General features: G+C 45.1%; 19 protein-coding genes and 1 pseudogene. 8 read left to right on the top strand and 12 right to left on the bottom strand.

The window, feature by feature from the left end:
- Positions 1 to 91: 91 nt before the first annotated feature.
- From ACQ76X_RS25705 to ACQ76X_RS25690, 4 genes are all read right to left on the bottom strand, one after another.
- Positions 92 to 610 carry a DinB family protein gene (locus ACQ76X_RS25705; RefSeq protein WP_438496583.1) on the bottom strand — a complete coding sequence of 173 codons (519 nt, stop codon included), beginning with the start codon at positions 608 to 610 and terminating at the stop codon, positions 92 to 94.
- Positions 611 to 711: 101 nt separating this feature from the next.
- Complete coding sequence (locus ACQ76X_RS25700) at positions 712 to 1,692, bottom strand: helix-turn-helix transcriptional regulator (RefSeq protein ID WP_438496639.1); 981 nt, start codon at positions 1,690 to 1,692, stop codon at positions 712 to 714.
- A 40-nt stretch (positions 1,693 to 1,732) separates the two neighbouring features.
- Positions 1,733 to 2,224, bottom strand: a complete 492-nt coding sequence (locus tag ACQ76X_RS25695; RefSeq protein ID WP_438496582.1) for a hypothetical protein — start codon at positions 2,222 to 2,224, stop codon at positions 1,733 to 1,735.
- Positions 2,225 to 2,261: 37 nt separating this feature from the next.
- Complete coding sequence (locus ACQ76X_RS25690; protein ID WP_438496581.1) at positions 2,262 to 2,939, bottom strand: winged helix DNA-binding protein; 678 nt, start codon at positions 2,937 to 2,939, stop codon at positions 2,262 to 2,264.
- Positions 2,940 to 3,107: 168 nt separating this feature from the next.
- On the opposite strand from ACQ76X_RS25690, the gene ACQ76X_RS25685 reads away from it, so the two are divergent.
- Entirely contained in the window at positions 3,108 to 3,728 is a 621-nt protein-coding gene (locus ACQ76X_RS25685) for an NAD(P)H-dependent oxidoreductase (RefSeq protein ID WP_438496580.1), read from the top strand.
- Between the two features lie 77 nt (positions 3,729 to 3,805).
- On the opposite strand, the pseudogene ACQ76X_RS25680 reads toward ACQ76X_RS25685, so the two are convergent.
- The 3 genes and pseudogenes from ACQ76X_RS25680 to ACQ76X_RS25670 all read right to left on the bottom strand — a co-directional run.
- Positions 3,806 to 3,964: pseudogene (locus ACQ76X_RS25680) on the bottom strand (5-methyltetrahydropteroyltriglutamate--homocysteine methyltransferase); the annotation flags it as partial.
- Positions 3,965 to 3,988: 24 nt separating this feature from the next.
- Positions 3,989 to 4,750, bottom strand: a complete 762-nt coding sequence (locus ACQ76X_RS25675; RefSeq protein WP_438496579.1) for a leucine-rich repeat domain-containing protein — start codon at positions 4,748 to 4,750, stop codon at positions 3,989 to 3,991.
- A gap of 200 nt (positions 4,751 to 4,950) precedes the next feature.
- Entirely contained in the window at positions 4,951 to 5,499 is a 549-nt protein-coding gene (locus ACQ76X_RS25670; RefSeq protein WP_438496577.1) for a pyridoxamine 5'-phosphate oxidase family protein, read from the bottom strand.
- Positions 5,500 to 5,717: 218 nt separating this feature from the next.
- On the opposite strand from ACQ76X_RS25670, the gene ACQ76X_RS25665 reads away from it, so the two are divergent.
- The 3 genes from ACQ76X_RS25665 to ACQ76X_RS25655 all read left to right on the top strand — a co-directional run bounded on the left by ACQ76X_RS25665 (position 5,718) and on the right by ACQ76X_RS25655 (position 8,980).
- A complete protein-coding gene (locus tag ACQ76X_RS25665) occupies positions 5,718 to 7,148 on the top strand; it encodes a PLP-dependent aminotransferase family protein (protein ID WP_438496576.1) in 1,431 nt (476 codons plus the stop codon).
- Positions 7,149 to 7,376: 228 nt separating this feature from the next.
- Positions 7,377 to 7,688 carry an ArsR/SmtB family transcription factor gene (locus tag ACQ76X_RS25660; protein ID WP_340895902.1) on the top strand — a complete coding sequence of 104 codons (312 nt, stop codon included), beginning with the start codon at positions 7,377 to 7,379 and terminating at the stop codon, positions 7,686 to 7,688.
- A gap of 104 nt (positions 7,689 to 7,792) precedes the next feature.
- The gene (locus ACQ76X_RS25655) at positions 7,793 to 8,980 is read left to right on the top strand and encodes an MFS transporter (RefSeq protein WP_438496574.1); all 1,188 of its coding nucleotides are present in this window, start codon (positions 7,793 to 7,795) and stop codon (positions 8,978 to 8,980) included.
- 146 nt (positions 8,981 to 9,126) lie between these two features.
- Here the strand turns inward: ACQ76X_RS25655 and ACQ76X_RS25650 are convergent, their stop codons facing one another.
- Both ACQ76X_RS25650 and ACQ76X_RS25645 read right to left on the bottom strand, forming a co-directional pair.
- Complete coding sequence (locus ACQ76X_RS25650; RefSeq protein ID WP_438496572.1) at positions 9,127 to 10,527, bottom strand: ATP-binding protein; 1,401 nt, start codon at positions 10,525 to 10,527, stop codon at positions 9,127 to 9,129.
- A gap of 1 nt (position 10,528) precedes the next feature.
- Positions 10,529 to 11,176 carry a response regulator transcription factor gene (locus ACQ76X_RS25645; RefSeq protein WP_438496571.1) on the bottom strand — a complete coding sequence of 216 codons (648 nt, stop codon included), beginning with the start codon at positions 11,174 to 11,176 and terminating at the stop codon, positions 10,529 to 10,531.
- A 233-nt stretch (positions 11,177 to 11,409) separates the two neighbouring features.
- Between ACQ76X_RS25645 and ACQ76X_RS25640 the strand changes: the two genes are divergently transcribed.
- The 3 genes from ACQ76X_RS25640 (at position 11,410) to ACQ76X_RS25630 (ending at position 14,438) form a co-directional block, all read left to right on the top strand.
- Positions 11,410 to 12,216, top strand: a complete 807-nt coding sequence (locus tag ACQ76X_RS25640) for a hypothetical protein (RefSeq protein ID WP_438496570.1) — start codon at positions 11,410 to 11,412, stop codon at positions 12,214 to 12,216.
- Positions 12,217 to 12,712: 496 nt separating this feature from the next.
- Positions 12,713 to 12,952: a hypothetical protein gene (locus tag ACQ76X_RS25635; RefSeq protein ID WP_438496568.1), complete on the top strand. Its 240-nt coding sequence runs from the start codon at positions 12,713 to 12,715 to the stop codon at positions 12,950 to 12,952.
- A 64-nt stretch (positions 12,953 to 13,016) separates the two neighbouring features.
- A complete protein-coding gene (locus ACQ76X_RS25630) occupies positions 13,017 to 14,438 on the top strand; it encodes an MDR family MFS transporter (RefSeq protein ID WP_438496567.1) in 1,422 nt (473 codons plus the stop codon).
- 404 nt (positions 14,439 to 14,842) lie between these two features.
- Here the strand turns inward: ACQ76X_RS25630 and ACQ76X_RS25625 are convergent, their stop codons facing one another.
- Complete coding sequence (locus ACQ76X_RS25625; protein ID WP_438496565.1) at positions 14,843 to 17,959, bottom strand: hybrid sensor histidine kinase/response regulator; 3,117 nt, start codon at positions 17,957 to 17,959, stop codon at positions 14,843 to 14,845.
- Positions 17,960 to 18,160: 201 nt separating this feature from the next.
- The gene (locus tag ACQ76X_RS25620) at positions 18,161 to 21,283 is read right to left on the bottom strand and encodes an S-layer homology domain-containing protein (RefSeq protein ID WP_438496564.1); all 3,123 of its coding nucleotides are present in this window, start codon (positions 21,281 to 21,283) and stop codon (positions 18,161 to 18,163) included.
- 450 nt (positions 21,284 to 21,733) lie between these two features.
- Here ACQ76X_RS25620 and ACQ76X_RS25615 point away from each other — a divergent pair, with 450 nt between their 5' ends.
- Positions 21,734 to 22,879 (top strand): response regulator, encoded by a 1,146-nt coding sequence (locus ACQ76X_RS25615; protein ID WP_438496563.1) that lies wholly within the window; start codon positions 21,734 to 21,736, stop codon positions 22,877 to 22,879.
- Positions 22,880 to 23,100: 221 nt separating this feature from the next.
- Here ACQ76X_RS25615 and ACQ76X_RS25610 read toward each other — a convergent pair whose 3' ends face one another.
- Complete coding sequence (locus tag ACQ76X_RS25610; protein ID WP_438496562.1) at positions 23,101 to 23,841, bottom strand: glycoside hydrolase family 16 protein; 741 nt, start codon at positions 23,839 to 23,841, stop codon at positions 23,101 to 23,103.
- Between the last annotated feature and the right edge of the window lie 112 nt (positions 23,842 to 23,953).

Genomic DNA, 23,953 nt, shown 5'->3' with positions numbered 1-23,953 from the left:
GACATTGGCTGTGCAAAGGAATTTAGAGGCTTGTCAGCCAGGCTGCCAATTCTTCGCTCGGAGAATGGCTCCGCCGTTCGCTCCTCCCCGTTTACCGCTGACCTTCCTGCCGTTCTATCAAATAGAACAAATAATCGGTCGGGACCCCGGTGTACCCTTGCTGCCTCAGCATCGCGGTCACATTGCCCCTATGATACGTCCCATGGTTGACCACATGCTGCAGGATGTCGGAGAAATGCGTATCGAGACGACCGTACTTCGGATGCTCGATCGTCATCGCCTTGTCCGGGTCGGGCGTACGCCGCAGCAAATCGTGAAACTGTTCGGCGACGCCAGCGAACAGCCGCCGCATCTCGTCCACGGTTTTGCCCTGCGCTTCCTCCGTCCACCCCGGGATTTTCGGGAAAATATCCTCGTTCGGAGCTTCCGCGAGCACCGACATATAGAGCTTTTCGTACAAGTACATGTGCCCAAACGTTGTCGACACGGACGGGAACACACTCGTCACTTCCGCATGGAAGACATCCTTCGGAAGCTGCTCCAGATGGGTGAATAGCTGGTCATTCGCCCAAACATGATATTCGTACAATTGCTGCGGGTGTTGAAGCATGTATGAATCCACCTTTCCTTTATTCATCGTCGTTTGGCCGCCAATGCCGCAGCCTTATCTCTATCGTATACCGGGTTCGCTGACAACCGTTGTCAGCGAAGTCAATCGGGATCGTCTTCGTAATGTTTTGCGATTCCGTAGGCCATTTCCTGAATCCGACGCTTCAGCTCCAGCGGCTCCCGTATACAAATGGCCGGACCAAACGTCAGCAGATACATCGGAAGGTACTTGTTCATCGTCGGAACGTCGAGCAGAAACCGCGCCTCGCGGTCAGTCCTTTCCGTCAAATAGTGGCGTAGATGCCAGTGGCGGCAAACCGCGTTCAACGTGTCGGGCTCTCCCTCGATACGGATGACCGTCAGCGGTCCGTCCGCCTCCCGTTCCCGCTTAGACTGGTCGTGGAAATAGGCAGACGCGGAGAAATGCTCCGGCTTTTCGAACCGCGCTTCGGTTGGCTCCAGCCACGCGATACGATCTACGCGGAACGTCCGCATTGCCAGCGACCGATGGCAAAACGCGACAACGTACCATTCGTTCCGGTCGTAAGCCAACCCGTATGGATCGACTTTACGTTCGTCGGCCTGTCCCGCGTTCTCCTTACGATAGGCTATGCAGACCGTTCGCCCATCCTTCGCCGCCTGCTCCAGATCCCGCAACAAAAGAACGCCGGAAGGTGGACGCACCGGAGAAATCACATCCAAGCCACTCGTCTGACGGGACAGATCGTCGCGCTGCTCTTCGTGCAGCCCATTCTTCACTTTCTCCAATGCGCTTTCCAATTCTTCCGTATACGGATAGCCGGCACCTTGCGCAAATTTAAACGCATCCACAAGCGCCTTTAACTCTACGGAATTGAAGAACAATGGAGTCTCCCTGAAGCTTTGCAGAATGTGAATGCCGCCGTCATGGCCCGATTCCGCAACGACTGGCACACCGCTGGCGCATAATGCGTCGATATACCGGTACACGGTGCGGATGCTGATCTCCAAACTGTCCGCGATCTGAGCGGCGGTGAGTTTCCTACCGGAGCGTAGCATCCAAAGCATGGATAGCATATTATCCCATTTTGCCAACGGGAGCACCTTCTTTCCTCGCGAAAATGTGTTCGGAAGTGACTCTTTACTACGGATAGATAACTTCCGTCTGTTCATCAAAATATCCAGCTTCGGATAAGACGATCTCACTCAGATCATATTTTACAAATATCCGTAAGGACCTGGCAATATGATCCCCATAATTCTCACCAAAGTAAATACTGTAATAATCCCTTTGATCTACCTCATTACTTTTATTATCTGGTCTTTTTTCGACTACAACAAAATAAATAGGATCGCTCAATTGTTCTTCGTCTTCATTTGTATCAGGCCAATCCTTTAGTTTTACTGTAGTTTCGTTTAAATCGCTGTATTTAAGAACAAAGGAAAGGATCTCATCATCTGAATAATTGTTCACGCTGGTGGAACTGGAACCCTTAGGAAGCTCTGTGGGTGAAGCTGTACTCGTGGAAGTAGCTACTGATGGGGTGGTGGTTGTTTGCTTGGACGAATTACTGCTAATGCATCCGACAATGAAAAGAAAAGCGATAATGAAAAAAAATCGGATAAACTTCATCAATCTGGGAGTCCCTCCAATGAATTTGCTCTAGATCCCCTTACTCATCAAAAGAGGTAAAAAATACATCCTTGAGGATCGTCTTGGCTTTTTTGAGGCTGCGTGTATCAAGTTGTTTAAGCATGTCTACGATTTGACTCATTTCCTCGTCTTCCATTGACCCAAGATGTTCCCGGGGTTCTAAACGCTCTTCTTCAACAACGGATTCTGAATTAACCCAAGACGCTTCCAAAGTATCCTCAAACCCTTTGATAAGAAACAACAATTCATCTGCGTTATATCTCTGTAGAAAACGATTTATCCCTTTATTCATCTGCTTATGCAGAGCTAGATGCAAATCGAATATTTCTTTTCCCAGGGGTGTTGTGAGAAAGAGCACTTCTTTTTTATTATCCGGAAGAAACTCCGTGCGAATGATTTGCTGTTGAACTAATTTTCTAGTGATTTTGGACACGCTGCCTTTAGGAATTCCGAATTGCTTGGAAATGGAAGTGCCGTTCACCGGCTCAAGCTGTCCAATAGCATCTATTACATGAAGCATCATGACTGTGGACTCTTTGAGGAAATCAAGAATAATAGGATTGCTGCAGTGCTGGATCATCCATTCCTTCTCTTCGTCATCCTCCGCTTGAAACCGCTTTTGTAATTTGGGAATAGTCTCTATCAGTTTTTTTATCAGAATATCCTTATTGGGTAAATTATCGAAAGAATGGGTCACTGTACAATCTCCTCGTAAGTTCATCTTATACTCATTTTAACAAGACAGAGAACATAAATAAAGTTTCCCGAAAATAATATTGACAAAAAGGAAACTTAAATTGTACTATTGTCTCCATGATAACTATTTGATTTCTCAGAAACAATAATCCCAGAAGGAGAGAGATATATGAAATTTTTAATTGTTTTTGATCATCCATACGGAGCATCCGCATCCGAGAATATCCCACATCAGCGAAGCTATTCCGCAGCCCTACTAGCCTCCTTTATGCGAGGTCTTACCACCAAAGACCATGAGATTGACCTTATCGATCTGCATAAGGACGGATTTAATCCGGTCATGTCAATTGAAGACCTCGCTTCCTGGCGGCAAAAGACGAGCAACGATCCTCTAGTGATCAATTACCAGCAACGTCTTATTGCAGCGGATCATATCATTTTCATTTTCCCCATATGGTGGGAGGCCATGCCCGCTCTTACCAAAGGATTCCTCGATAAGGTATTCGCAAAAGGCATCGTATACGAAGAAATCAAGCCTGGGCGGCCATTTAAATGTCTTCTCCCGAATATTAAGGGGGTGTCCCTGTTGACTGTGATGAACACTCCCGACTTCTTTTATCGCTGGATTTTTGGCAATCCCATCACTAAAATCCTGTTTAGAGGCACCTTCCGCAAAATGGGAATACGGAAAAATCTCCATTGGTATAATTATACCGGCATGTCAAATCGCAGCTTAGATGAGCGGGTGAAATATCTTGATAAGACGGAACAACGCTTCGCACAGCTATAATTCACTCCTCGTTTCAATACGAAGGGGGTGTCCCAGAAGCCATCAAATGGCTTGGTACACCCCCTTTAAATTCTCGATTACTTCCAGATCTCTTCGGCAATTTCTTTAATAAGAGCAAGCTTGCGCCATTGCTGCTCCTCTGTCAGGTGGTTGCCCTCTTCCGTGGAAGCAAAGCCGCATTGCGGGCTCAGGCAAATCCGGTTCAGATCGGCATATTGCTTCGCTTCCTTGATCCGCCTCTAGCTACGGGAAACTTAAATCTACTCTGGCTGAGTATCCTCGTTACTTTCCAAATTTACTGCGACACCATTGTTCTCCAGCTCTTGGATAACCTGCTCCGCTTGCTCATTCAGCGGGTTGTTTGCCAAAGATACTTCTTGTAACTGGGGCAACGTTTCGAGCACTTCAATATCCTGGATGAGGTTATCGTCTAGATAGAGATGTTCCAATGTTGGATGATTTTTTAACGGCGTCAAATCTTGAATTTTATTTCCGCTCAGTAAGAGCCATTTTAACTTCAATTTCTTAATGGGACTTAGGTCTTCCACCTGATTGTTGCTAGCAAGAAGATCGGTCAGCTTATTTAGATTTTTTAACGGCACTAGACTTTTTATCTTGTTACCGTCAACAACCAGCTTCTCAAGAGAACTTAACCCGGAAATCGGTGAAAGGTCAGTAATCTGATTCTCCTCAACTGCTAAGAACGTTAACTTTTTCAACTTGCTTAGCGGTTTAATATTCTTTATCTTTTGGCCGGGCAGAAATAAGCTCTCCATGTTAACCGCATATTCAAGACCTTGTAAACTGGTGATTTTAGCCTTAGATTCGCTAGGATACAAAGATTCCAGCTTCTTCAAATCAACTGCCTTCAGCTCTTTCTTAGCCGGCAGCTCTAATTCCGCGCGAACGGCTTTCGCCAAAGCCGGGTCCGTAATGACGGATGCAGCCCGAATGGATGTAGCCGGTAAGAATACGAGAACCAAACAAATCACGATGATATTTTTCATTAGCTTAGTAGGCATATACACTCTCCTTTTCAAGCACATTGAATAAGTGCCAGTCCTTACCTTTATCGGATTTCACTTCAAAAATGTTCAGCTTAACCTGTTGAATTCAATCAGAATAATTAAAATTAACACCGAAAAAATGCCCTATAACTATATTATATAGTCAAAGGGCATTCGCGCTAAATTTTGAAGAAATATGAAAGCATATCTTGTCATTAAATCTCTCGTCCGACAATCGTGTCCGTTCTATACATTTTTCCTGCTTCAATAGGACTTTCTTTTGCTGTCATATGGTGTGGAATTACCCGGTAAACTTGAACCGGTCCGCCGAATACAGCCGACCTATACTTGTCCACATGCTGCTTGGACAAAGGGCGGTTATAATAGCCGGGTACGTATTTATTGATCAATCCCTGAAGTACATGAGTGGCTTCGTCCAAATCTGTGATCGGCTCTGCTTGTCCAAATATCATTACGCTCATATAAGCCGTATCTGTTTTAGCAGGTACCGGATCCGTAATGGTTCCGTATTCCTCACATACCGTAAAACACACCTCTGGATTTTCACTCATGACCTGATTACGTCTTCCATCGCCAGCCCCGTGAACATAGAGCTTCCCCTCAGTCCATACATAATTAAGCGGTACAACATAAGGGAGGTTCCCATCAACCAACCCAAGATATCCAATTCTCGCTTGCTGCAGGAAGCTTTCTATTTTCTCCTGATCCTTGCATTCCCTGATCTTATAACGAACTGAATCCATTTCGAAATCTCTCCTTTCACTCATGAGATATTCATCTCACTCCAAAGTTTGAACTCCGATACTCTTCTAGAGTGCGGCAACGACTCAGATTGCAAATACCAGCGTTATTACGGTAGTATATCAGTGAATGGAGTGCCTTTAAACATCCAAACATTAAGGTTATGAGCAATCCATAATTAATATTTTAGGGTTGGAGCTACTATTTGGAGGTATACACGATGATGAAAGTAATTCGAAATGATAAGAGACCGATCTGGCAGCAATTGCTTGATCAAGCCATTCATAATATCACAAGTGGAATCTGGGCTCCAGGAGAATTGCTGATTCCTTCCCGCGAACTCGCTCACCAGATAGGCGTCTCTCGCTCTACTATACAGATCGTCTATGAGGAATTGCTAAGCCGAGGCTATACGGTTACATCCCGACGAGGAGGAACGCGTGTTAGTAAATGGAATCAAATCACTGAGTCAACGAAGGAAATCATAGCAAATGGCCCTCTGCCTCCCTCACTTCCCTTGTTGAACTCGGCGGTCGATCAATTACAGGACTGGTTCAGAGGAAAAGAACATGGAGAAGCGGATATTGATTTTAGTCCCCACGAACCTTATTTGGATGGACATTTTCAAAAGAACTGGCGGCAATCGTTTCTCCACGCATCCGCTGCAATGGACTTATCAAGCTGGGCTTACGGCAACCCCTATGGCCTCACACCATTACGTGAGCAAATTCAGCGTTATTTATCACTTGAACGAGGTATCCATATCCAAACAAATCAGATTCTGTTGACCTCAGGAGCTCAGCATAGCATTGACTTAATCGCACAATCGCTTTTATCTGATGGGGACACTGTTTCTGTAGAAGATCCCGGTTTCCCAGCTTCCTGGATGGCGATGAAATATCGGCGTATGAATGTGGTGCCCGTCCCCGTTGATGCGCATGGTCTTGTGGTTGACCGTATTCATCCACAATCCAAACTGATCTTTGCGACTCCTTCGCACCAGTGCGCGGTCGGGGTTGTTATGTCGGAGCCGCGCAGGCAACAATTGCTACATAAGGCCGTGCAAGAACAATTTTGGATCATTGAGGACGATTATGACAGTGAATTTCGATATCGTGGGGACCCGCTTCCAACGCTCTTTAGTCAGGCATCTAATAATACCTTGTACCTCATGAGTTTTTCTAAAATGATTGCTCCAGGCATTCGTATTTCGGCTATCGTTGGATCTGTCGAGGCAATTGCTCAACTAGCCAGGGTACAGGAGCTGACTTACCGTCATCTTCCGATTATGGATCAGCTAACACTAACCCACTTCATCAAGAATGGACATTTTATGCGCCATATGAGAAGAGTCAGAAATGTGTACCGACGAAGACACGAAGCCATGACAAAGGCTATTATGGCTAGCGGTTTAGGGGAGCGCTTCACACTAAGTGGAGTAGAAACGGGATTGCATATGTTACTTGAAGCTGAAGAATCATACGACGAAGAAACCGTGACAAAGTTAGCCCTTCAACAGGGAATACGTGTATACCCTCTTGGACCTTATTGTTTGGAAAGCAAAAGGAAGGGATGGGTGTTGGGGTTTGCAAAAGTAGATGAAGCATCGATTGAGCAAGGGATTCATCGTCTTGCAGAGCTGATCTTATAGGGTCATATTCACAAGAAGTTTTGGGGTTAACTGCCGTGCTCTTTTTCTGTTAAAGCGACCATCTCCCTCTTATCCGGATGAATTCTTTTGATCAAACCTTGTTCATCCTTATTGATATAAGCTTGCTCCAAGCTCTACTCTCCCCTTATCATCAGTACAAATTTTTATGCTACCGGAGTTATTGTATGTGAAAATTGACATATCTAAATAATTAGATATAATGGGGCTATGGAAACCATGATGATCTTTAAAGCTTTGTCCAATGATACCCGCGTGAAAATTTTGGAATGGTTAAAAAATCCGGATGAAAATTTTGGACCGCAATTGTATTTACCAACGGATGCTGACTTTAAAGGAGGGATTTGTGTAGGAAGCATTCAGGAAAAAACGGGATTGGCACAATCCGTGATTTCCAGCTATTTAATGGTCATGAAGAAAGCTGAACTTCTAGAATCAAGGCGATTTGGACAGTGGACCTATTATCGGAGAAATGAAGAAACCATTCGTAAATTTGCCGACTATATCAAGAATGAAATGTAGGTAGCCAGAAGAAAGGGTTACCTGCTCATTTTTCGATTATATATCTATATTAATAGATATATAGAAATAAGGAAAAACATCATGTTACAAGGAGCCAACAAACCGTGAAAAGAATCAGTCCACTATTTTTTATAACGTTGGGCATATTTGGAATTATAAACACCGAACTTGGTGTAGTCGGAATTTTGCCAATGGTCATGGAGAAATATGACGTTACCGCAGGACTAGCTGGAATGCTTGTTAGTTCGTTTGCACTTATTATTGCCCTTTTTGGCCCATGGATGACGCTATTGCTGTCAAGATTGAATCGTAAAACTGCATTGACTGGCATTCTAATTATTTTTGCCGCCTCCAATTTGATGTCAGTTTTTGCTCCGAATTTTTATATGCTTATGGCTCTCCGAATGATTCCAGCTTTCTTTCATCCGGTTTATTTCTCCATTGCCTTTGTACTAGCCACTGAATTATCAGTAAAGGAGGAAGCCGCGAAGGCGAGTGCAAAGGTATTTCTTGGGGTAAGCATGGGCATGGTGCTCGGGATCCCGCTTTCTTCCTATATTGCCAATCAATTTTCACTTGGTACCTCATTTTTATTTTCTGCCCTTGTGAATGTCATTGCGTGTGTTGGAATAGGAGTAATGGTTCCAGCCATGTCGGCAAAGGAGAAAATCTCTTTTGGAACACAGCTTGCGATATTACGAAAACCCGCTTTATGGTTAAATAGCGGCGCTGCTTGCTTCATATTTGCTGCTATGTTTTCTGTATATAGTTATTTTGCAGAATATTTAGGACAGAGGTCTGATATGAGCGGGAAACTTATTAGCGTGATGCTTGTGTTTTTCGGAATTAGCGGTGTGGCAGGAAATTGGTATGCTGGAAAGCTATTAAGCCATCGTATGTCGAAAACAGTGCTGCTCTATCCTGTCGCTTTAGGGATATGTTATTTACTTCTTTATTATGTGGAAACACCCCTTATTCTCATTAGTGGGATTATCATTGTGTGGGGAGCTGTTCATACGAGTGGACTTATTGTGAGTCAAATTTGGCTGACATCGGAAGCTTCAGAAGCACCCGAATTTGCCAACAGTTTATATGTGTCTTTTTCAAACTTAGGCGTCACGATGGGTGCGGCAATAGGAGGTTGGTTTATATCACGATTAGGAGTAGGAGAAGTCGTTTGGAGCGGTTTACTTTTTGTAGTATTGTCTCTTTTGTGTATCGTCGTAAAAATAATTTGTTTTGACTTACATGCTAAACCCAATGTGAAATCTATGGTTACGGATGAAGATTGACGGAACTCGTTTCTGTAGTCACACCTAAAGGGGATGTCAATTGCTGGAGGTGAGTTTTTAAGGCCATCCTTCGCTGAATGGCCTTATGTCTATCCAGCTATGATATAAAGCCTCTTCCTAAAGTAAGGTGCTTAGCATCTTTTAAGTTAACATTCTTGAAAAATTACCTTCACTATTGTTTTTTCATTAGGCTTTGAAGAAAAAGCTAACTCTGCATGATGCTTCTTAGCAATCTGCGCACATAATGCGAGTCCCAATCCATTTCCCCCTTCTTTTCTGCTTCTTGCCTTATCTACTCTATAAAATGCTTCTGTCACCTGAAGAAGCTGCTCCTCTGTCATTCCCTTTCCGTTATCTTCTACTTCAATAACTTTTTTCTCTTTTTCAAAATAAGCTCTCATCGTAATTTTACCTTTTGTGCTACATGCCTTTATTGCATTGTCTACTAAGTTCACAACCATACTTTCTATTAAATCTTCATTTCCTTTTATTTCTTTCAACTCATTGTAATATACTAATTCTATTCCTTTTTCTTTGAGCTTAATATTTTCGGTTTGATGAATTTTTTTAAACAACTTTTCTATATCAATGGATACCATTTCTATTTCTTTTTCTTCTCGTATGATTACCAATTCCAATAAACTTTCCGAAATATTTTTTAACCTTTTACTCTCTGATAAAATATAACTGGTTGCAGCATACTTAGCTTCCTCACTTAAATGCGTCTTCTGCATATATTCAGCATATCCATAGATTGCAGTTAATGGAGTTCTTAATTCATGCGCCAAATCATCTATCAATCTCTGCTTTTCTCTCGCATGGTTCTCAAGCTCTTCCATCTGATATTGAATTTTATCCGCCATCGTATTAAAACTTTGTACAACCTCTGCGATTTCTTCGCCACCCCTAATCTCTAGCTTTTCTTTGTACTCACCATTGGCAATCTTATTTGAGATACATGAAATTCTTTCTAGTGGTTTAAAAAGATATTCTAATAAAATAAACAAGCATATACTTAAAACTCCTGAAAATATTATACTTGCAGTAAATAAGGAGTTATTCAGCTTTTCCCACTCATTTACTATATCTGTTATGTCTGCATAATAGACTAATGCATATTGGCTATATGGCTCTGGTAAGTACCCGCATATTTGTATGTATTTCCTTCCATCTAGTGTTACAACAGTTATCTCCGTTATATCTTTTTCTATATTTATTTCTTTATCACTTAATGTTGCTTCTATAGGTAAACTGGAATATCTTCTCTCTTTATCTTTATAAATCTGTAAATAAATTTTTTGAACTTCATATTGCTTATTATACATATCATAAGAACGAGCAATAGCAGCATCTGTTTCATAACCTCTATTTTTCATAGCCACTATGTCTTTAGTCATACTATTTACTATAAAATTATGCTCTCTTAGATAGCTCCTCTTAATGCCTGAAAGGTTATGTCTTGTATTAACAATACTAAATACCATAATCCCAACATTAATAAACAATAGAAATAATACCAAAGTCCAGATGTAGGTTTTATTTTTCATACTACACCTCTAACCGATAACCTAGTTTATACACTGTTACAATTCTTTTCTCCAACCCCAACTTTTTTCTCAGCTTCTGAATATGGACATCTACCGTTCTTGTCTCTCCCATGTATTCAAATCCCCATACTAGCTCTAAAAGCTTCTCTCTTGATAAAGCAATATTTCTATTTTTTATGAGTACCTCTAATAGCTCAAATTCCTTAGGTGTATATTCAACTACTTTATCCTTCAAAAAAAGCCTTCTACTATGAAGTTCGACCCTAACATTATCTATTACAAATGTATCTTCATCCTTCTTGGTTCGTCTTAATATAGCTTCTACTCTTGCAAAAAGCTCTAACATTTCAAAGGGTTTTGTCAGATAATCATCTGCTCCCATGACAAGCCCCTTTACCCGATCCTCTACGCTTCTTTTAGCCGTTAAAAGAATAGTAGGAATACCCTTTACTTGTTCCAATACCTCAAACCCATCCATTTTAGGCAACATAATGTCCAGTACAACTAAATCAAAACTTTTATTCTTTATCATTTCTACGGCTGTCTCACCATCCATAGCGAAATAGCAGGTATGCCCTACCAAACTTAAGTTTCTCCTTATTAATTCATTAATTGCCTCTTCATCTTCTACTACCAGAATATCTGCCATGCTTTCACCCCATCATATTAAGCAACTAATATCCTTTACACTTGAAATCTGTACATAGATGTACTATTCTATGTGGAAATGTATAAATATTTCACTTATTATCTCACATTAAAACTTCAACATTACTGATATTTCTTTTTTTTACAACTCTGAAACAACTTTATAATAGTACCAATGTATTTTCTTGTTATTTTTATTTTGTATTAAAAAACAATAACAAGGAGGACAATAAAATGTCTCGAAAATCATCAGATCCAAGAAATGTCGTAAAAAACGGTTTTAAAAGTATTAAAATCATTACCTTTATAGGTGTCTCTTTCCTGCTGCTCACACAAGTCGCAGTAGCTGGTGAACTAAAAACTGTAGACAAGGTTCCTACTGCTTACAATGTCTCTAAACTTTCCTACTTAGTGGATAGACAAATTCCTGCTGGCTATGTAAAGGCTAATTATAAGGCTATCTATGCTCCTTACACCCCAAGTACAACACCTAGTCCTAAAGATTTATCTTTACAAGAAGCTGCTGAAATAGCTGCCCAGGAGATATTTAAATTTTCAGACGAAAAACTTGATAATAAAACACTTGAAATGTCCTATCGCCCTCAAAGTGGTCAATCTAGTTCTTACTGGATGGCTCAGGTAGACATTACACCCTTCTATAGTTTTTCAGTTGAAGTGGATGGAGGTACAGGTGAACTAATTCGCAGCAAATGCACTGGTGGTCCTACTATAGACAATGAGTTTGTTATTGATTCACCTTCAGCCGATAAACTCATATCTGAACGACTCGATGCTGGTACTAAACAATTTACTCTTGATGGCTCATATGCAAAAGTCGAAAATCTTATCACCAAAAAAGGCTATATTACTGAACCTATTAAATCCATAACATATCAGTGGATATCTGCTGATGCATTCGCAGTAATTTCACATACCTTTGATGTCACAACTGCTTCTAATAAACTCTATCGTGTTGCACTCTCTCAAGATCTTACTCAACTGAGAGACTACTATAGTGTTTTAAGAACGGAAAATAAATAATTTTGCAACTATGAATTCATGAATATTTTTCTTGATATGGAGCCCCTTTAGTTATGGATGTTACGCCAGAAAAGCTGTATACCTTAAAAGGTATACAGCTTTTCCATTTTATAGCACTTATTTATGATACAGTTCACCTTAACGAGTCTATCGGCGAAAAATGCAAAAGGAGCTGCCGCGGCATGCTCCTTCGTTGATGTTCTTATGGATTTTTATTCGCATAATCTGCACGACAGGCTGACGATTCGGTGCCGAGGCACTTCGAAAAGTCGGTCTTTTTATTGATTTATCTTGTAGAGTTAACTGGCACGTTATAATACTCCCCTAATCTCATCCCGTCAAGAGATAATGTGTGAATGAGCGGCGTAGTGGGGATTCCCCCCTTACTTCCGAAATATGAATGAATTTCCGAGTATGGAGAGCGATATCGCTTTTTCCAATTCATCCGGTTTCACGTAAAATTTTCTTCAGGTTGTTGGGGAAAAGGAGGATCTGCATGCACAAAGTGATCAAAATTAAATTTACGCTTTTTTACGGTGAAGCGCCTGAAGCAAATTGTGACGGGTATATGGAGTTGAATCGGGATGGCAATATGATCGCGCTCTACAATAGGTATGGTGAGGAAATAGACATGTATGGCGGACATGAGTTTGTCAGGGTGCGGACGCTTGGCAAATTCGATAACGAAGACCGCGATAATTTTTACTCCTTGTTAGAAAGTGATGGTGTGGGATAATCTGCACGGCAGGCTGGCGGTTCGGTGTCAAGGCACTACGAAATGAATATTCGGGAGGTAGAAAATGGACAACCAGGTTCAAGAGGCAAGTGGAATGAAGAGAGGGCCGATGTTAACCGCACTACTCATCGGTGCATTTGTTTCGTTTCTTAACGAAAATTTGCTTGCCAATGCGCTTCCTGGCTTGATGCGGGAATTCAATGTTGCTGCCGCGACCATACAGTGGTTATCGACAGGCTATATGCTCGTTATCGGTGTACTGGTGCCAGTGACCGCATTACTGCAGCAATGGTTCACGACTCGCCAGATGTTTATGTCTGCGATGGCATTATTTTTGGCCGGTACCTGCTTGTGTGCAGTATCCCCGGGATTCGGAATCTTGCTGACGGGCAGGGTTATTCAGGCTTGCGGGACAGGACTATTGATCCCGTTGATGATGAATACGATTCTCTCCCTCTATCCTCCAGAGCGCAGGGGTGCCGCCATGGGTCTCATGGGGCTGGTCATCATGGTTGCCCCTGTCATCGGGCCGACTTTGTCTGGTTTGATTATCGATACCTTACACTGGCGCTGGCTGTTCTACATGGTGATTCCTGTCGCACTGTTTTCGATTATTTATGCATTCATCTACTTGAAGAATGTGACAGAACTGACCAAGCCAAGTGTCGATCTTGTGTCCATTGTGATGTCAACCGCCGGTTTCGGCTGCGTCACCTACGGCTTCAGCCAAACAAGTGTCTCTCTTGGGCCTGAAGATTACGGATTGATTGCAATAGGCAGCCTTTTCTTGCTCTTGCTAGTATGGCGACAGCTCAAGATCAAAGAGCCGTTGATCGATCTTTCAGTATTCCGGCATCATACTTTTTCTCTCGTTGCGGTAATGATTGTTATTCTGATGGTGGTTCTATTCTCCACAACAACATTGCTGCCGTTCTATATGCAGGATGTGATGAAGTTGACAGCATTCGCGACAGGCTTGCTTCTAATGCCAGGTAGCATTTTGAACGGGATCCTGATGCCGGTGTCGGGGAAATTATTCGATAAATTCGGACCGAGACGCGTAATTGTGCCCGGCCTGCTCCTGATCGCCATATCGTTGTGGCTGTTTGCCGGCATCGACAGTGATACAACACAAGGTTCCGTTCTGTTCAATCATGTCCTCTTATTCGTAGGCATGTCGTTCGTCGTCATGCCGGCTCAGACGGCAGGATTGAATCAACTCCCACGTCACCTGGTCCCTCATGGCACAGCCATATACAATACGCTCCAACAGATTGCAGGTGGAATTGGCATCGCATTGTTCATCGGCATCATGTCGTCTGGAGCCACTCGTTATCTTCACCATTCGCTCGATCCCACTGCAATGAATGAGAAGACACAAAGCATGGTTTCCGGTCTACAAACGGTTTTTTGGATTGAATTTATTCTTGCAATACTTATTTTGGTGCTGGGTTGGTTTATCAAAAAGACACCTGAGCATAATTGATCCATTACTAGGCACAGATTGGATCATAAGTTTAAAACCGCGCAAGAAGCAAGGGGCTGTCTCATAAGTGTAAAAGAAAACTTCCGGGGCGACTTTTCACGCCTAGAGGTGGTTAATGTCAAAAATTTTCCGCCGTCATTTATGTACGGCTCACCGTGTAGGCTGAAGGGGCAAGTTTTAAGGCCATCTTGGAGGGATGGCCCCTTCTTTGAAAAACTAACTAACCTATGCCGTTAGTTCAATCTCGGTATTCCAAATTCTCTCATTCCACTTTAACTTTATGTAGCTTTTGATTGCTCATGTTGTTTCAGCATATCATCCGTCCAATGCATGAGCCTCTTACGCTGCTCGTACAGTTCGGAGTATCGCTGCCGCCTTTTTTGCCGATGCGCACCGGCGAGCCGCTAAATCAGGCGGTTCACCGCATTATTCGGCACGGCAAAGACGACTATCGTCCCTTGACCCGGGTCACTCTGAATGTGTAGCCCCTTCCCATATAATTGTTTCAACCGTTGATTAATATTGAACAAACCGACTCCCTGCCTTTGGTTCGAACGTTTGTCGAATATATGTTGCCGCGTTTTTGTATCCATCCCCACGCCGTTATCGGCAACGGTTACTTCTGTACGATCCTCATATTCGGCGATATGAATATGAATCATTCCGCCCGACGAACGACTCATTATGCCGTGCCGCACTGCGTTTTCGACAAGCGGTTGAATGGAAAGCGGGGGAAGTCTTAGCTCCATGTTGGCTTCGACTTCCCAAACTGTATTCAGCCTGCCTTCGAAACGCTCATTCTCGATATATAAATAAGAACGTACGAGAGCAAGCTCCTGTCCAAGCGGAACAAGCAACTCGGAATTTTGAAAGTTGAAGCTGGCCCGTAGATAATTGCCGAACTCGTCGAGCAGCAGGCGCATTCTGTTCAGATTGACGTCGCTAAGCGCAGCTATCGCATTGAGGGTGTTGAATAAAAAGTGCGGTTGTATTTGCGCCTGCAGCCATGCCGCTTCCATACGCAGGCGTTCGCGCACGGAACGGTTCAGATCCGTTAATGCCCGCACCCGAACCTTTAACTCCATCGCATCCGCAGGCTTCACAATGTAATCGTTAGCCCCAGCCAAAAAGCCGGCGGCGATATCCTCAGGCTTGTTGCGCGCGGTCAGCAGCAGAATGGGCAGTTCCGAGCTCGAATAGCGCTCACGAATAGCTCTCGTTAACTCATACCCCGACATGTGAGGCATCATGACGTCAGCAATAACAAGATCCCATACTCTTGTGTTCAGATGAGACAAGGCATCATTGCCGCTCGTAACCGCAATGATATCGAAAGATTCCCCAGCCAGAATGTTAACCAGTATTTTCAAGTTGAGCGGATCATCGTCCACAGCCAATACCGCAGGACGCACCGATCTCTCCACAACGGCAGAATCGTCATCCGTACCGTAACCGATGTTCGAGTCGGCAGCGGCGGCCGTTTCTGCATAGACAGGCGGCAGACCTACTGCAAAATCCGCTTCCCGTTGAACGGGCGAATCAGACAGCGCCAAAGCAAAGGTGAATGCCGAACCTTGGCCAGAGGCAGATGTCACTTCCAACGTTTCGCCGTGCAGCTCCACTAACTGCTTGCAAATGCCGAGGCCCAGTCCGATGCCGCCCCCGGGCGCCGCCGTCATGCCGGAGTCGCCTTGCTCGTAAGGGTTAAAGATTCTTTGCAGCGTTTCCTCGTCCATGCCGACGCCCGTATCCGCAACGCTAATGTGCGCCTTCCCGTCTTGTGCGACCACCCGGATGGCGACAGTTCCTTCGTTGGTAAATTTGATGGCATTGTGAACCAGATTAAACAAAATTTGAATGAGTCGGTTCTCGTCGGCCATCACAGGAGGAAACTCATTCGGAATCTCATTGACCAGCCGGACCGGTTTACTATCAGTCATGAAGCGAAGCATGTCGAGTACGCCGGAAGCGACTGCCTGCACCTGAACGCTTTGCACATGCAGGCGGACGTTACCCTCCTTGAGACGAGTCAAATCAAGCAGGTCGTTTAACATAAACGACATGCGCCGACCAACCGTCATCACCAACTCCAAATTTTGGACGCTCTTGCTGCTCAACGAATGTTTTTCGCTGTCAAGGACGGTTTGCGCCATATTCAGCATCCCGTGCAGCGGATTTCGCAATTCATGGGATGTATTCGCCAGAAAATCGTCCTTCTGCTTGTCTGCCATTCTTAACTGCTCGTTTAATTTGGCGTTTTCTTGGGAATTCCGGAAGTACTGCTTAAACCAGTAAGCGGAAAAACTGATGATGGCCACCAGCACGTCAAACGGAAAGTAAATATTTATTACTTCCAAGCGGGCATTAATCAGTCCCCATGCGGAGCTGGATAATATGCTCATGGTGGCAAGCAGCAGGAAGGTGGCACCGGGCTGATTTCTGGCTATCAGTTTGCCAATCAGATAGGTAACCCAAACCATTGGGAACCAATAAAGCAGTCTGAATAATTTAAACTCGATTATATAGTAAATGAGCGGAGGCGGCATGACCAACACAAATCCTGAATATAAAGCCAGAGTAATGGCGTACGTACGGAACAAAACCGTGTTTGTTCGGATCTTGGCAAATATTCCGGCAATCAGCAGGAAGAAAAAGGGAAGCAAAGAGTACGAGAGTATCTTGATTTTCAGTGCCCATGCATAGTTGATGAAAGGCATGCATACCAGCAGCAGGCTGTCGTTATCAGACACAATCGTAAGCCCGGCGGTCAAAAGCAGCATGAAAAAGGCAAGCAACCCTTTTTGCCGACTGAACAAGTATAACATCACGGCATACAAGCCAAGAAACATCAGTACCACGAAGGTCACAATCTGAAAGCCAATGGAGATCCATCGTTCGGTATTGATGGCCGTATCCGACCCGAAGCGGATGGCTCTGACAATGCCGCCATTAAGCGGATTATCAAAATTGGCCACGCGTACGAGCAACTCGATCTCATTCACTCCGTTTGCCTTATAAAGCGGGGTATAAGAAATCCGGCGGGCTTTATACGTATTCGCGTGCTCCGTCGGTTGGCCGACTCCTGCTATCTGACCGTTGAATTCAACAACTGAAGAGGCCTGAATTTCCTGAATCCAGAATTCGAATGACTGTTGCGGTAAAGGATCGACCAGAATGCGCAGCCGGTACGTCCCGTATCCGAACGACGACTTTGACCCTGCCGGCAAAGCACTTCGCCAATCTCCCGGAACCTGAATATAACGCTTGTCCAGGGATTTCCAATCCTTGTTTTTCTGCGTGACGAATGCTTCCGGATAAAAATCCCACTCGCCATTCAGCGTAATGGAGCGGGTGTTGGCGAAGTCCCAGCCACGCAGATCGAGCACGCCTTGAACCGCACGAGGATGTTCAGGCGTAAGAAAAATCCCGGACCAAAGCCACCGGACGCCGAGAAGTATGGAGAGAAACAGAATGAACGTCACAGTATATTTCAGGGTGGTTTTGTTTTTTATCCAAATCATACAGGGCTCACTCCCAACGTTTCGCCGTTCAGTTCTGCCAAGTGCTTGAAAATGCTAAGGCCCAGTCCGGTAGCTTTCATATTTCGACAAGAAAAGCGGGAATCCCTTGTTCCATAAATCGGGTGATTAGGAACACTAACCAGTGTTGTGAGGCGCACCAAAAAAAGAGGAGGCAAGTTAGCCCCCTCTTAATCATTAATACTAGTCGATCAACTTCGTAGCTTTCAGCAATCTTTCAACCATAGCCGCTGTTTCCGCGCGCGTCATCGCCGCTTTCGGGTTCAACTGCTGTTTGCCGATCCCTTGCAGGATGCCAGCCTTAATCAGTTGGGCTGCGGACTCCCGGGCATACCCGGAGATTTGATCCATATCGCTGTAAGGAGCCAGAATCTGATTGATTTCCAATGCGCTCAGCGCCTCTTGCGGCTGAACGACATGAAGGGAGCGGGCGATCATGGCGATGCCTTGCTCTCTTGTAATCCGTTCGCTGCCGTGGAAACCACCGTCTTCAAAGCCTTTGATAATGCCAAATTCGCTGGCAATCTTTACGGCATCGTGGTACCAGCTCGACGGTGCTACGTCGCTATACGGTGTGCCGGATACACCTTGGCGCATTAAGCCAAGTCCGCTTGCCACAATCGTGGCAAATTCTGAACGGTCGATACTGCGATTCGGGGAGAAGGTATTGTTACCTGTACCTTCAAGCTGCAGTCTGGCTGCAATATTATTTACACTCTCCTGTGCCCAGTGGCTCTTCACATCATCGAAATTTTGCGGATTCCAGATGACCGAGTAGCTGCCCTGGCTACGCAGGTCGTTGATCATTGCAAAGTAACGGTTGTTGATTTTCGTTACGACTGTCGGCACATGGAACAAGGTACCGTCCGGATTAACAATGACACCGGTCGTAATTTTGTTCGGATCAATGCCTTCAGGCAATGCGATATAGCGAGGCGCGTAGCCCGCCAGTTGATCCGGCTTAACGGATTGGTTTTGGTACATGAAGTTAAGCGATAAATCGACCGGATTGACGAGCAGATCGTAGCCACCTTTGGTCGCCTGATCTTTTGCTGCGGCTTTCAATGCGTCAGACGATCTCTTGATATCAATATCAACTGCAATTTCGCCAAGCGGTGCGCCGTTCCATTGCTTGGTGATCGAACCCAGATCCAATTGTGTGCTTGGAATCGGATAAATAGCAAGCAGGTTCTCAATATTCAGCGTGGAGCCGGTATCGGACAACTGCTTCAGGGTTGCTGCGGTCAAACCTACAACCTTAATTTCACCGTCACCAGGCACAAGTACATTCAATTGCTGTCCGTTGCCTTTGGAGAGATGAGCTGATAGTTTATCTGGATCAATCACAACGGCCGTTACGTTGTTTGCCGTTGTGCCAGTAGCGAAGCCGCTGTCCTCATTGTTCACGGTTGTTTTCACGCCCGATGCCGGAGCAGGAGCAGATGTAGGTGCAGGTGTAGGTGTAGGACTTCCGTTCGTGCCTGAGTCATCACGAGGGTCGCGCGTCACCGTTACAATGTACGTTTGCGTCGTGCCGTCCTGTGCCGTCACGACCACTTTGATCGTGTTGATGCCTACGCTCAGCGGCAGCGAATCGGAAGCGGCGCCACTTGTCAACGTAATCGGGCCTTTTACCAACGTGCCTTCGCTATTGTACACGCTCGCCGTCACCGTAGCATAAACAGAATCTACTACTGTCGCCGTCACTGTCGTGTCGCTCACGCCGTTCGACACGCTTGTTGTATAGTTTGTCGTGCCTACTGCAAACACCGGGCTTAACGTACCGCTCGACAGCGTCAACCCGTTCAAGTCCGCGTTGTCAGTCGCTGTACGAATCGATGTTCCTGTGCTGGCAGCAGAAGCCTGCTGCGTCGCTGTCGCTTTCACACGGGTTACAATCGTATAGTCGGTATCCGGCGTCAGTCCGCTGAACGTCGAGCTATCCTGCCACGTCACGCCGCCATCTATGCTGTATTCCTGACCGGTGACGGCTTGCAACACAATGCTCGTTGCTGTTTTGCTTACTTCTACCGGTGCTGCCGGAGCCGCCGCACCGTCTGCTGCCGTTACCGCCCCCGTTGCCGCGCTCGTCAAGCTCCCTGTCGCATGCCTACCGTCAGCGGTGACCGCCACGGTGATGGCTGCGCCGAAGTCGTCAGCGGTTAACGTGTAGCTTGAGCCCTTCGCATTCGTGATGGCGACTCCGTCTCGGTACCATTGGTAAGTCGGCACGTTATCCGTTGTGCCAGGCGTATAAGTGACTCCCGATAGGTCCGCAGTCAACGTTTGACCAACTTTGGCAACACCGCTGATCCCCACGCTGCCTCCCATCTCCGGAAGCACGATATCTTTTGTGGCAGTGATACTGTTGCTAATGAAACCGGAATTATACTCGACAATCACTCCCGGATCAAAATATGCGCTGCTACCACCATGTGTATTATTTACGGCTAAGTAACCTACTTTATCATTTGTTGTGTCTAGCAGAAGTGTAAGATGGTCATACACTCCATTAGGCACAAAATCTTTCGATGCATCAAGACCTGTTGACAGACCGTTTGATACATATTTTGTATCGCCATAAATAGAAGTATTCCAATTAGGTGCTGTAGTTTTAGTAGCGCCTATAAAGGTTAGAAAGTTCCAATCCCCCCCAAAGGGAGTTATAAATTCTTTAAACATACTAGCAATTGCAAAAGTTTCTTGAGGATTATTTGATTTTGGCTCTACAAGATGTCCATGATTGTTCGTCGCTATAGTCACTGCATCTTTAAAAGTCATGGTACCCTGTCTTTGCACATATACAAAATGGCGTCCATTGTAGGTACGCACAGATGTTTTCCCATCGGTCAATGGTGCCCCTGGCGCTACATTTACTGTGACTTTTTGGGTTTGCCCCGCAGCTTGTGTAAATGTCATATTTCGAATAACAGTCAGAATTTCTTCATAAGTATTACTATTTGAAAAATTGAACACTCTATTTGCAGATGTAGATTTGTCAGTAACAAAGTTACTAATTTTTATGCCATTAATCAACTCTGTAATACCACTTGGAAGAGTTCCAACAGCAGTTGAGCCATTATTTACCGCCACAGTAAAGTAACCGCCCGCTCCATTCACGACCCCTGTACTTCCAAATGTAGCATTTGATAGCTGATAGGTTGTTCCGGTTACTCTAACAGGATTACCAAGATCAAGTGTTGGTGTTACAGCAGCTCTTACTTCTAACGGATAAAAAGGCATCATCGTCAATACCATAACGATTGCCATTAGAAAAGATAACATTCTTCGATTTTTTAATTTCATTTTTTATTCATACCTGCTAACGAAAGCATATAGAATTTCTATATTTGCAGATTTCTTTCTGTTTGCAGGCTTCTCCCTTCTTCTTGTAAAATTTGTCTATTACTTCTAACTCAAGCGCTTCTGCTCTCGCTGGAGTAAAACGATCGTTCTTATTCTATTCCGCTTTCGTACTCGTCCCCCCCTGTCCCCTAGAAAATCAAAGCCCCTTGACCCCATATCTCGATATAATCCACTTTCCTTCGACTGTTGTGATCATAACAAAAGGAACTTTACAAAATCTCTACAACTGCTTTACATGCTATTTTCGCTCACGTGGATATGAAGTACTTGAATTGGATACAGCTGCTCGGCCAAGCTCTAATCATCCATTCCCAAAATTCCGATAGTATTGGTGTGACAAGTCGAATCATGTCAAAAACAATGCCTACATTTTATGGAGCGTGAAAATACATGAAGATCATGCTGGTGGATGACGAAACGCTGGTATTAAACCAGATCCGGCGAATGCTATCGGGGTATCCCGGTATTTCGGTGGTCGGCTCGTTTGGGAATGCGCGAGAGGCTATTATGCGAATGCCGGAACTTCAGCCGGACGTCGTATTTTTCGATATTCACTTGCCGGAACTATCGGGAATCAAAGCGGTAGAGTTAGCACAGGAGGCTTGTCCGGGAGCGGATATTGTATTTATAACGGCATATAGCGAGTATGCTGTCCAAGCCTTTGAGCTGAATGCGGTCGATTATTTGCTTAAGCCGTTGCATCAAGCACGTTTGGATCAAACAATAAAGCGGTTGATGCAAAGAAGAATGCATAAAGAAGAAACGCACTCAACAGCGCCTTCTCGCATTCTGTGTTTTCGGTCTCTCCGTTTTCAGCGCAGCGGCGGGTCTCCGGAAATTCCGAAATGGCGGACGGCAAAAACACAGGCTCTGTTTGCTTACCTGCTGCACCAACGCGGGAATATCGTCCTCAAGGAGACGCTTTTGGAGCTGCTGTGGCCGGAGCTTGATGTGAAACAGGCGGCGAATCAATTGTACACATCGATTTATCACATTAGAAAGTGCTTGAAGCAAATGGGCATCGATGCTCCCATTCAAAATATTAATATTCAAGAAGGCTACATACTCGACACAAGCCGCATTCGGATTGATGTGGATGAATGGGAAAACGGCTTGCGGCAGGTGAGCGGCGTAAATTTGACCGATAATCACTCCGAGCTGCGGCGGTTGCTTTCGCTTTATGAAGGGGACTATTTACCAGAAATCGGTTATGGGTGGGTGGAGGACGAACGCGAAAGACTACGGAAGCTATGGTATCAGAATGCCCGTTCGTTAGCCCGATTTTATGAGAAAGCCATGATGCAGGAGGAAGCGCTGGCGATGTACGAATGGATTCAGGATGTGGACCCGTATAACGAAGAAGACGGACTTGCGCTGATGAAGCTGTATACGGCAAGCGGAAGGCACAAAGAAGCGGAGAAGCACTACCATAAGCTGGATCATCTGTTTTCAAACGAGCTGCGGATCGGCTTGACCGATAAGCTGGTAGACTGGTTCGAACAAGCGAGAAAGAAATTGCCCCCCTTGGCGCAATGAGGAAACAGAAATTGGATAATCTCACTTATGATACGGTTCACCTTAACGAGTCTATCGGCGAAAAATGCTTAAGGAGCTGCCGCGGCATGCTCCTTCGTTGATGTTCTTATGTTTTTTATTTTCATAATCTGCACGAGGCGTATGGCCCTTTCTTCCGCCCAGAGAATAATAAAGTGATGATCCAAGATCCTCAAAGGTTTATCGCCCTAGTCAATTTCATCCTACGCATACAGCCAAACCCCCGCCACCGTCATCAACCCGGGCAGCGCCGCCTCGTCTACCTCCACGTTGTCGTACCATCCGCCCACGGCCAGGTTAAGCAGCAGATAGAAGGGCTGATCGAACGGCATACCCGGGTCCAGCTGGCGCTGCGCGAAGCAATACCCGTCTACCAGCCAGCGAATTGAACCCGCATCCCATTCCAGCGTATAATCGCGGAACTCATTGATGGTTCCGTCTTCAAGCTCGTGGGTGAATTCCTCAACCACTTTGCTGTCAAGGTCCTTTCCGTAGTGCAGCGTGCCGGCGATCTGCCGGGGCAGGCGGCCCTTGGCCTCCAGAATGTCGAGCTCTCCCGAGGCTGGCCAAGGTCCGTATGCCAGATCCTGCGGCAGCAGCCAGATGGCAGGCCATAGACCCTGCCCTACCGGCAGCTTGGCGCGTATGACAAGCTTACCGTAGCAGAAAGAGAAGTGATTCCTTGTATCTAAACGGGCCGATGTATACGCAAAGCTCCGTCCATCCTTCTCTACTCTTTCAAGGCACGCGCGCAGGTTTAAGCCGTACTCATCGAAATAGAGATTGTTCGGGTGATCCGTATAGAACTGCTGCTCGCCGTTCCCCCAACCGGCATAGATGGGATTGTCGTTATCATCAAGCAGATCGTTGCCTATACGGATGTTCCAGAGACTCAAATCACCTCCGCCGTTCACAAAATCCTGCTCCCATATCAGCTTACTCATCCATGACACTCTCCTTTCCATTTAACCACAGCATAATGCATTTCAGCGCCCGGCCCGAATGAATCCAAAAAAATGGGATAGGGTCAAAAATCATGCCCTTTTTTTCCTGGGC

The sequence above is a fragment of the Paenibacillus sp. IHBB 3054 genome, assembly GCF_051594305.1.
Taxonomy (GTDB): domain Bacteria; phylum Bacillota; class Bacilli; order Paenibacillales; family Paenibacillaceae; genus Paenibacillus_AQ.
The sequence above is the reverse complement of the archived record's forward strand: the minus strand, read 5'-3'. Positions and strand labels throughout refer to the sequence as shown.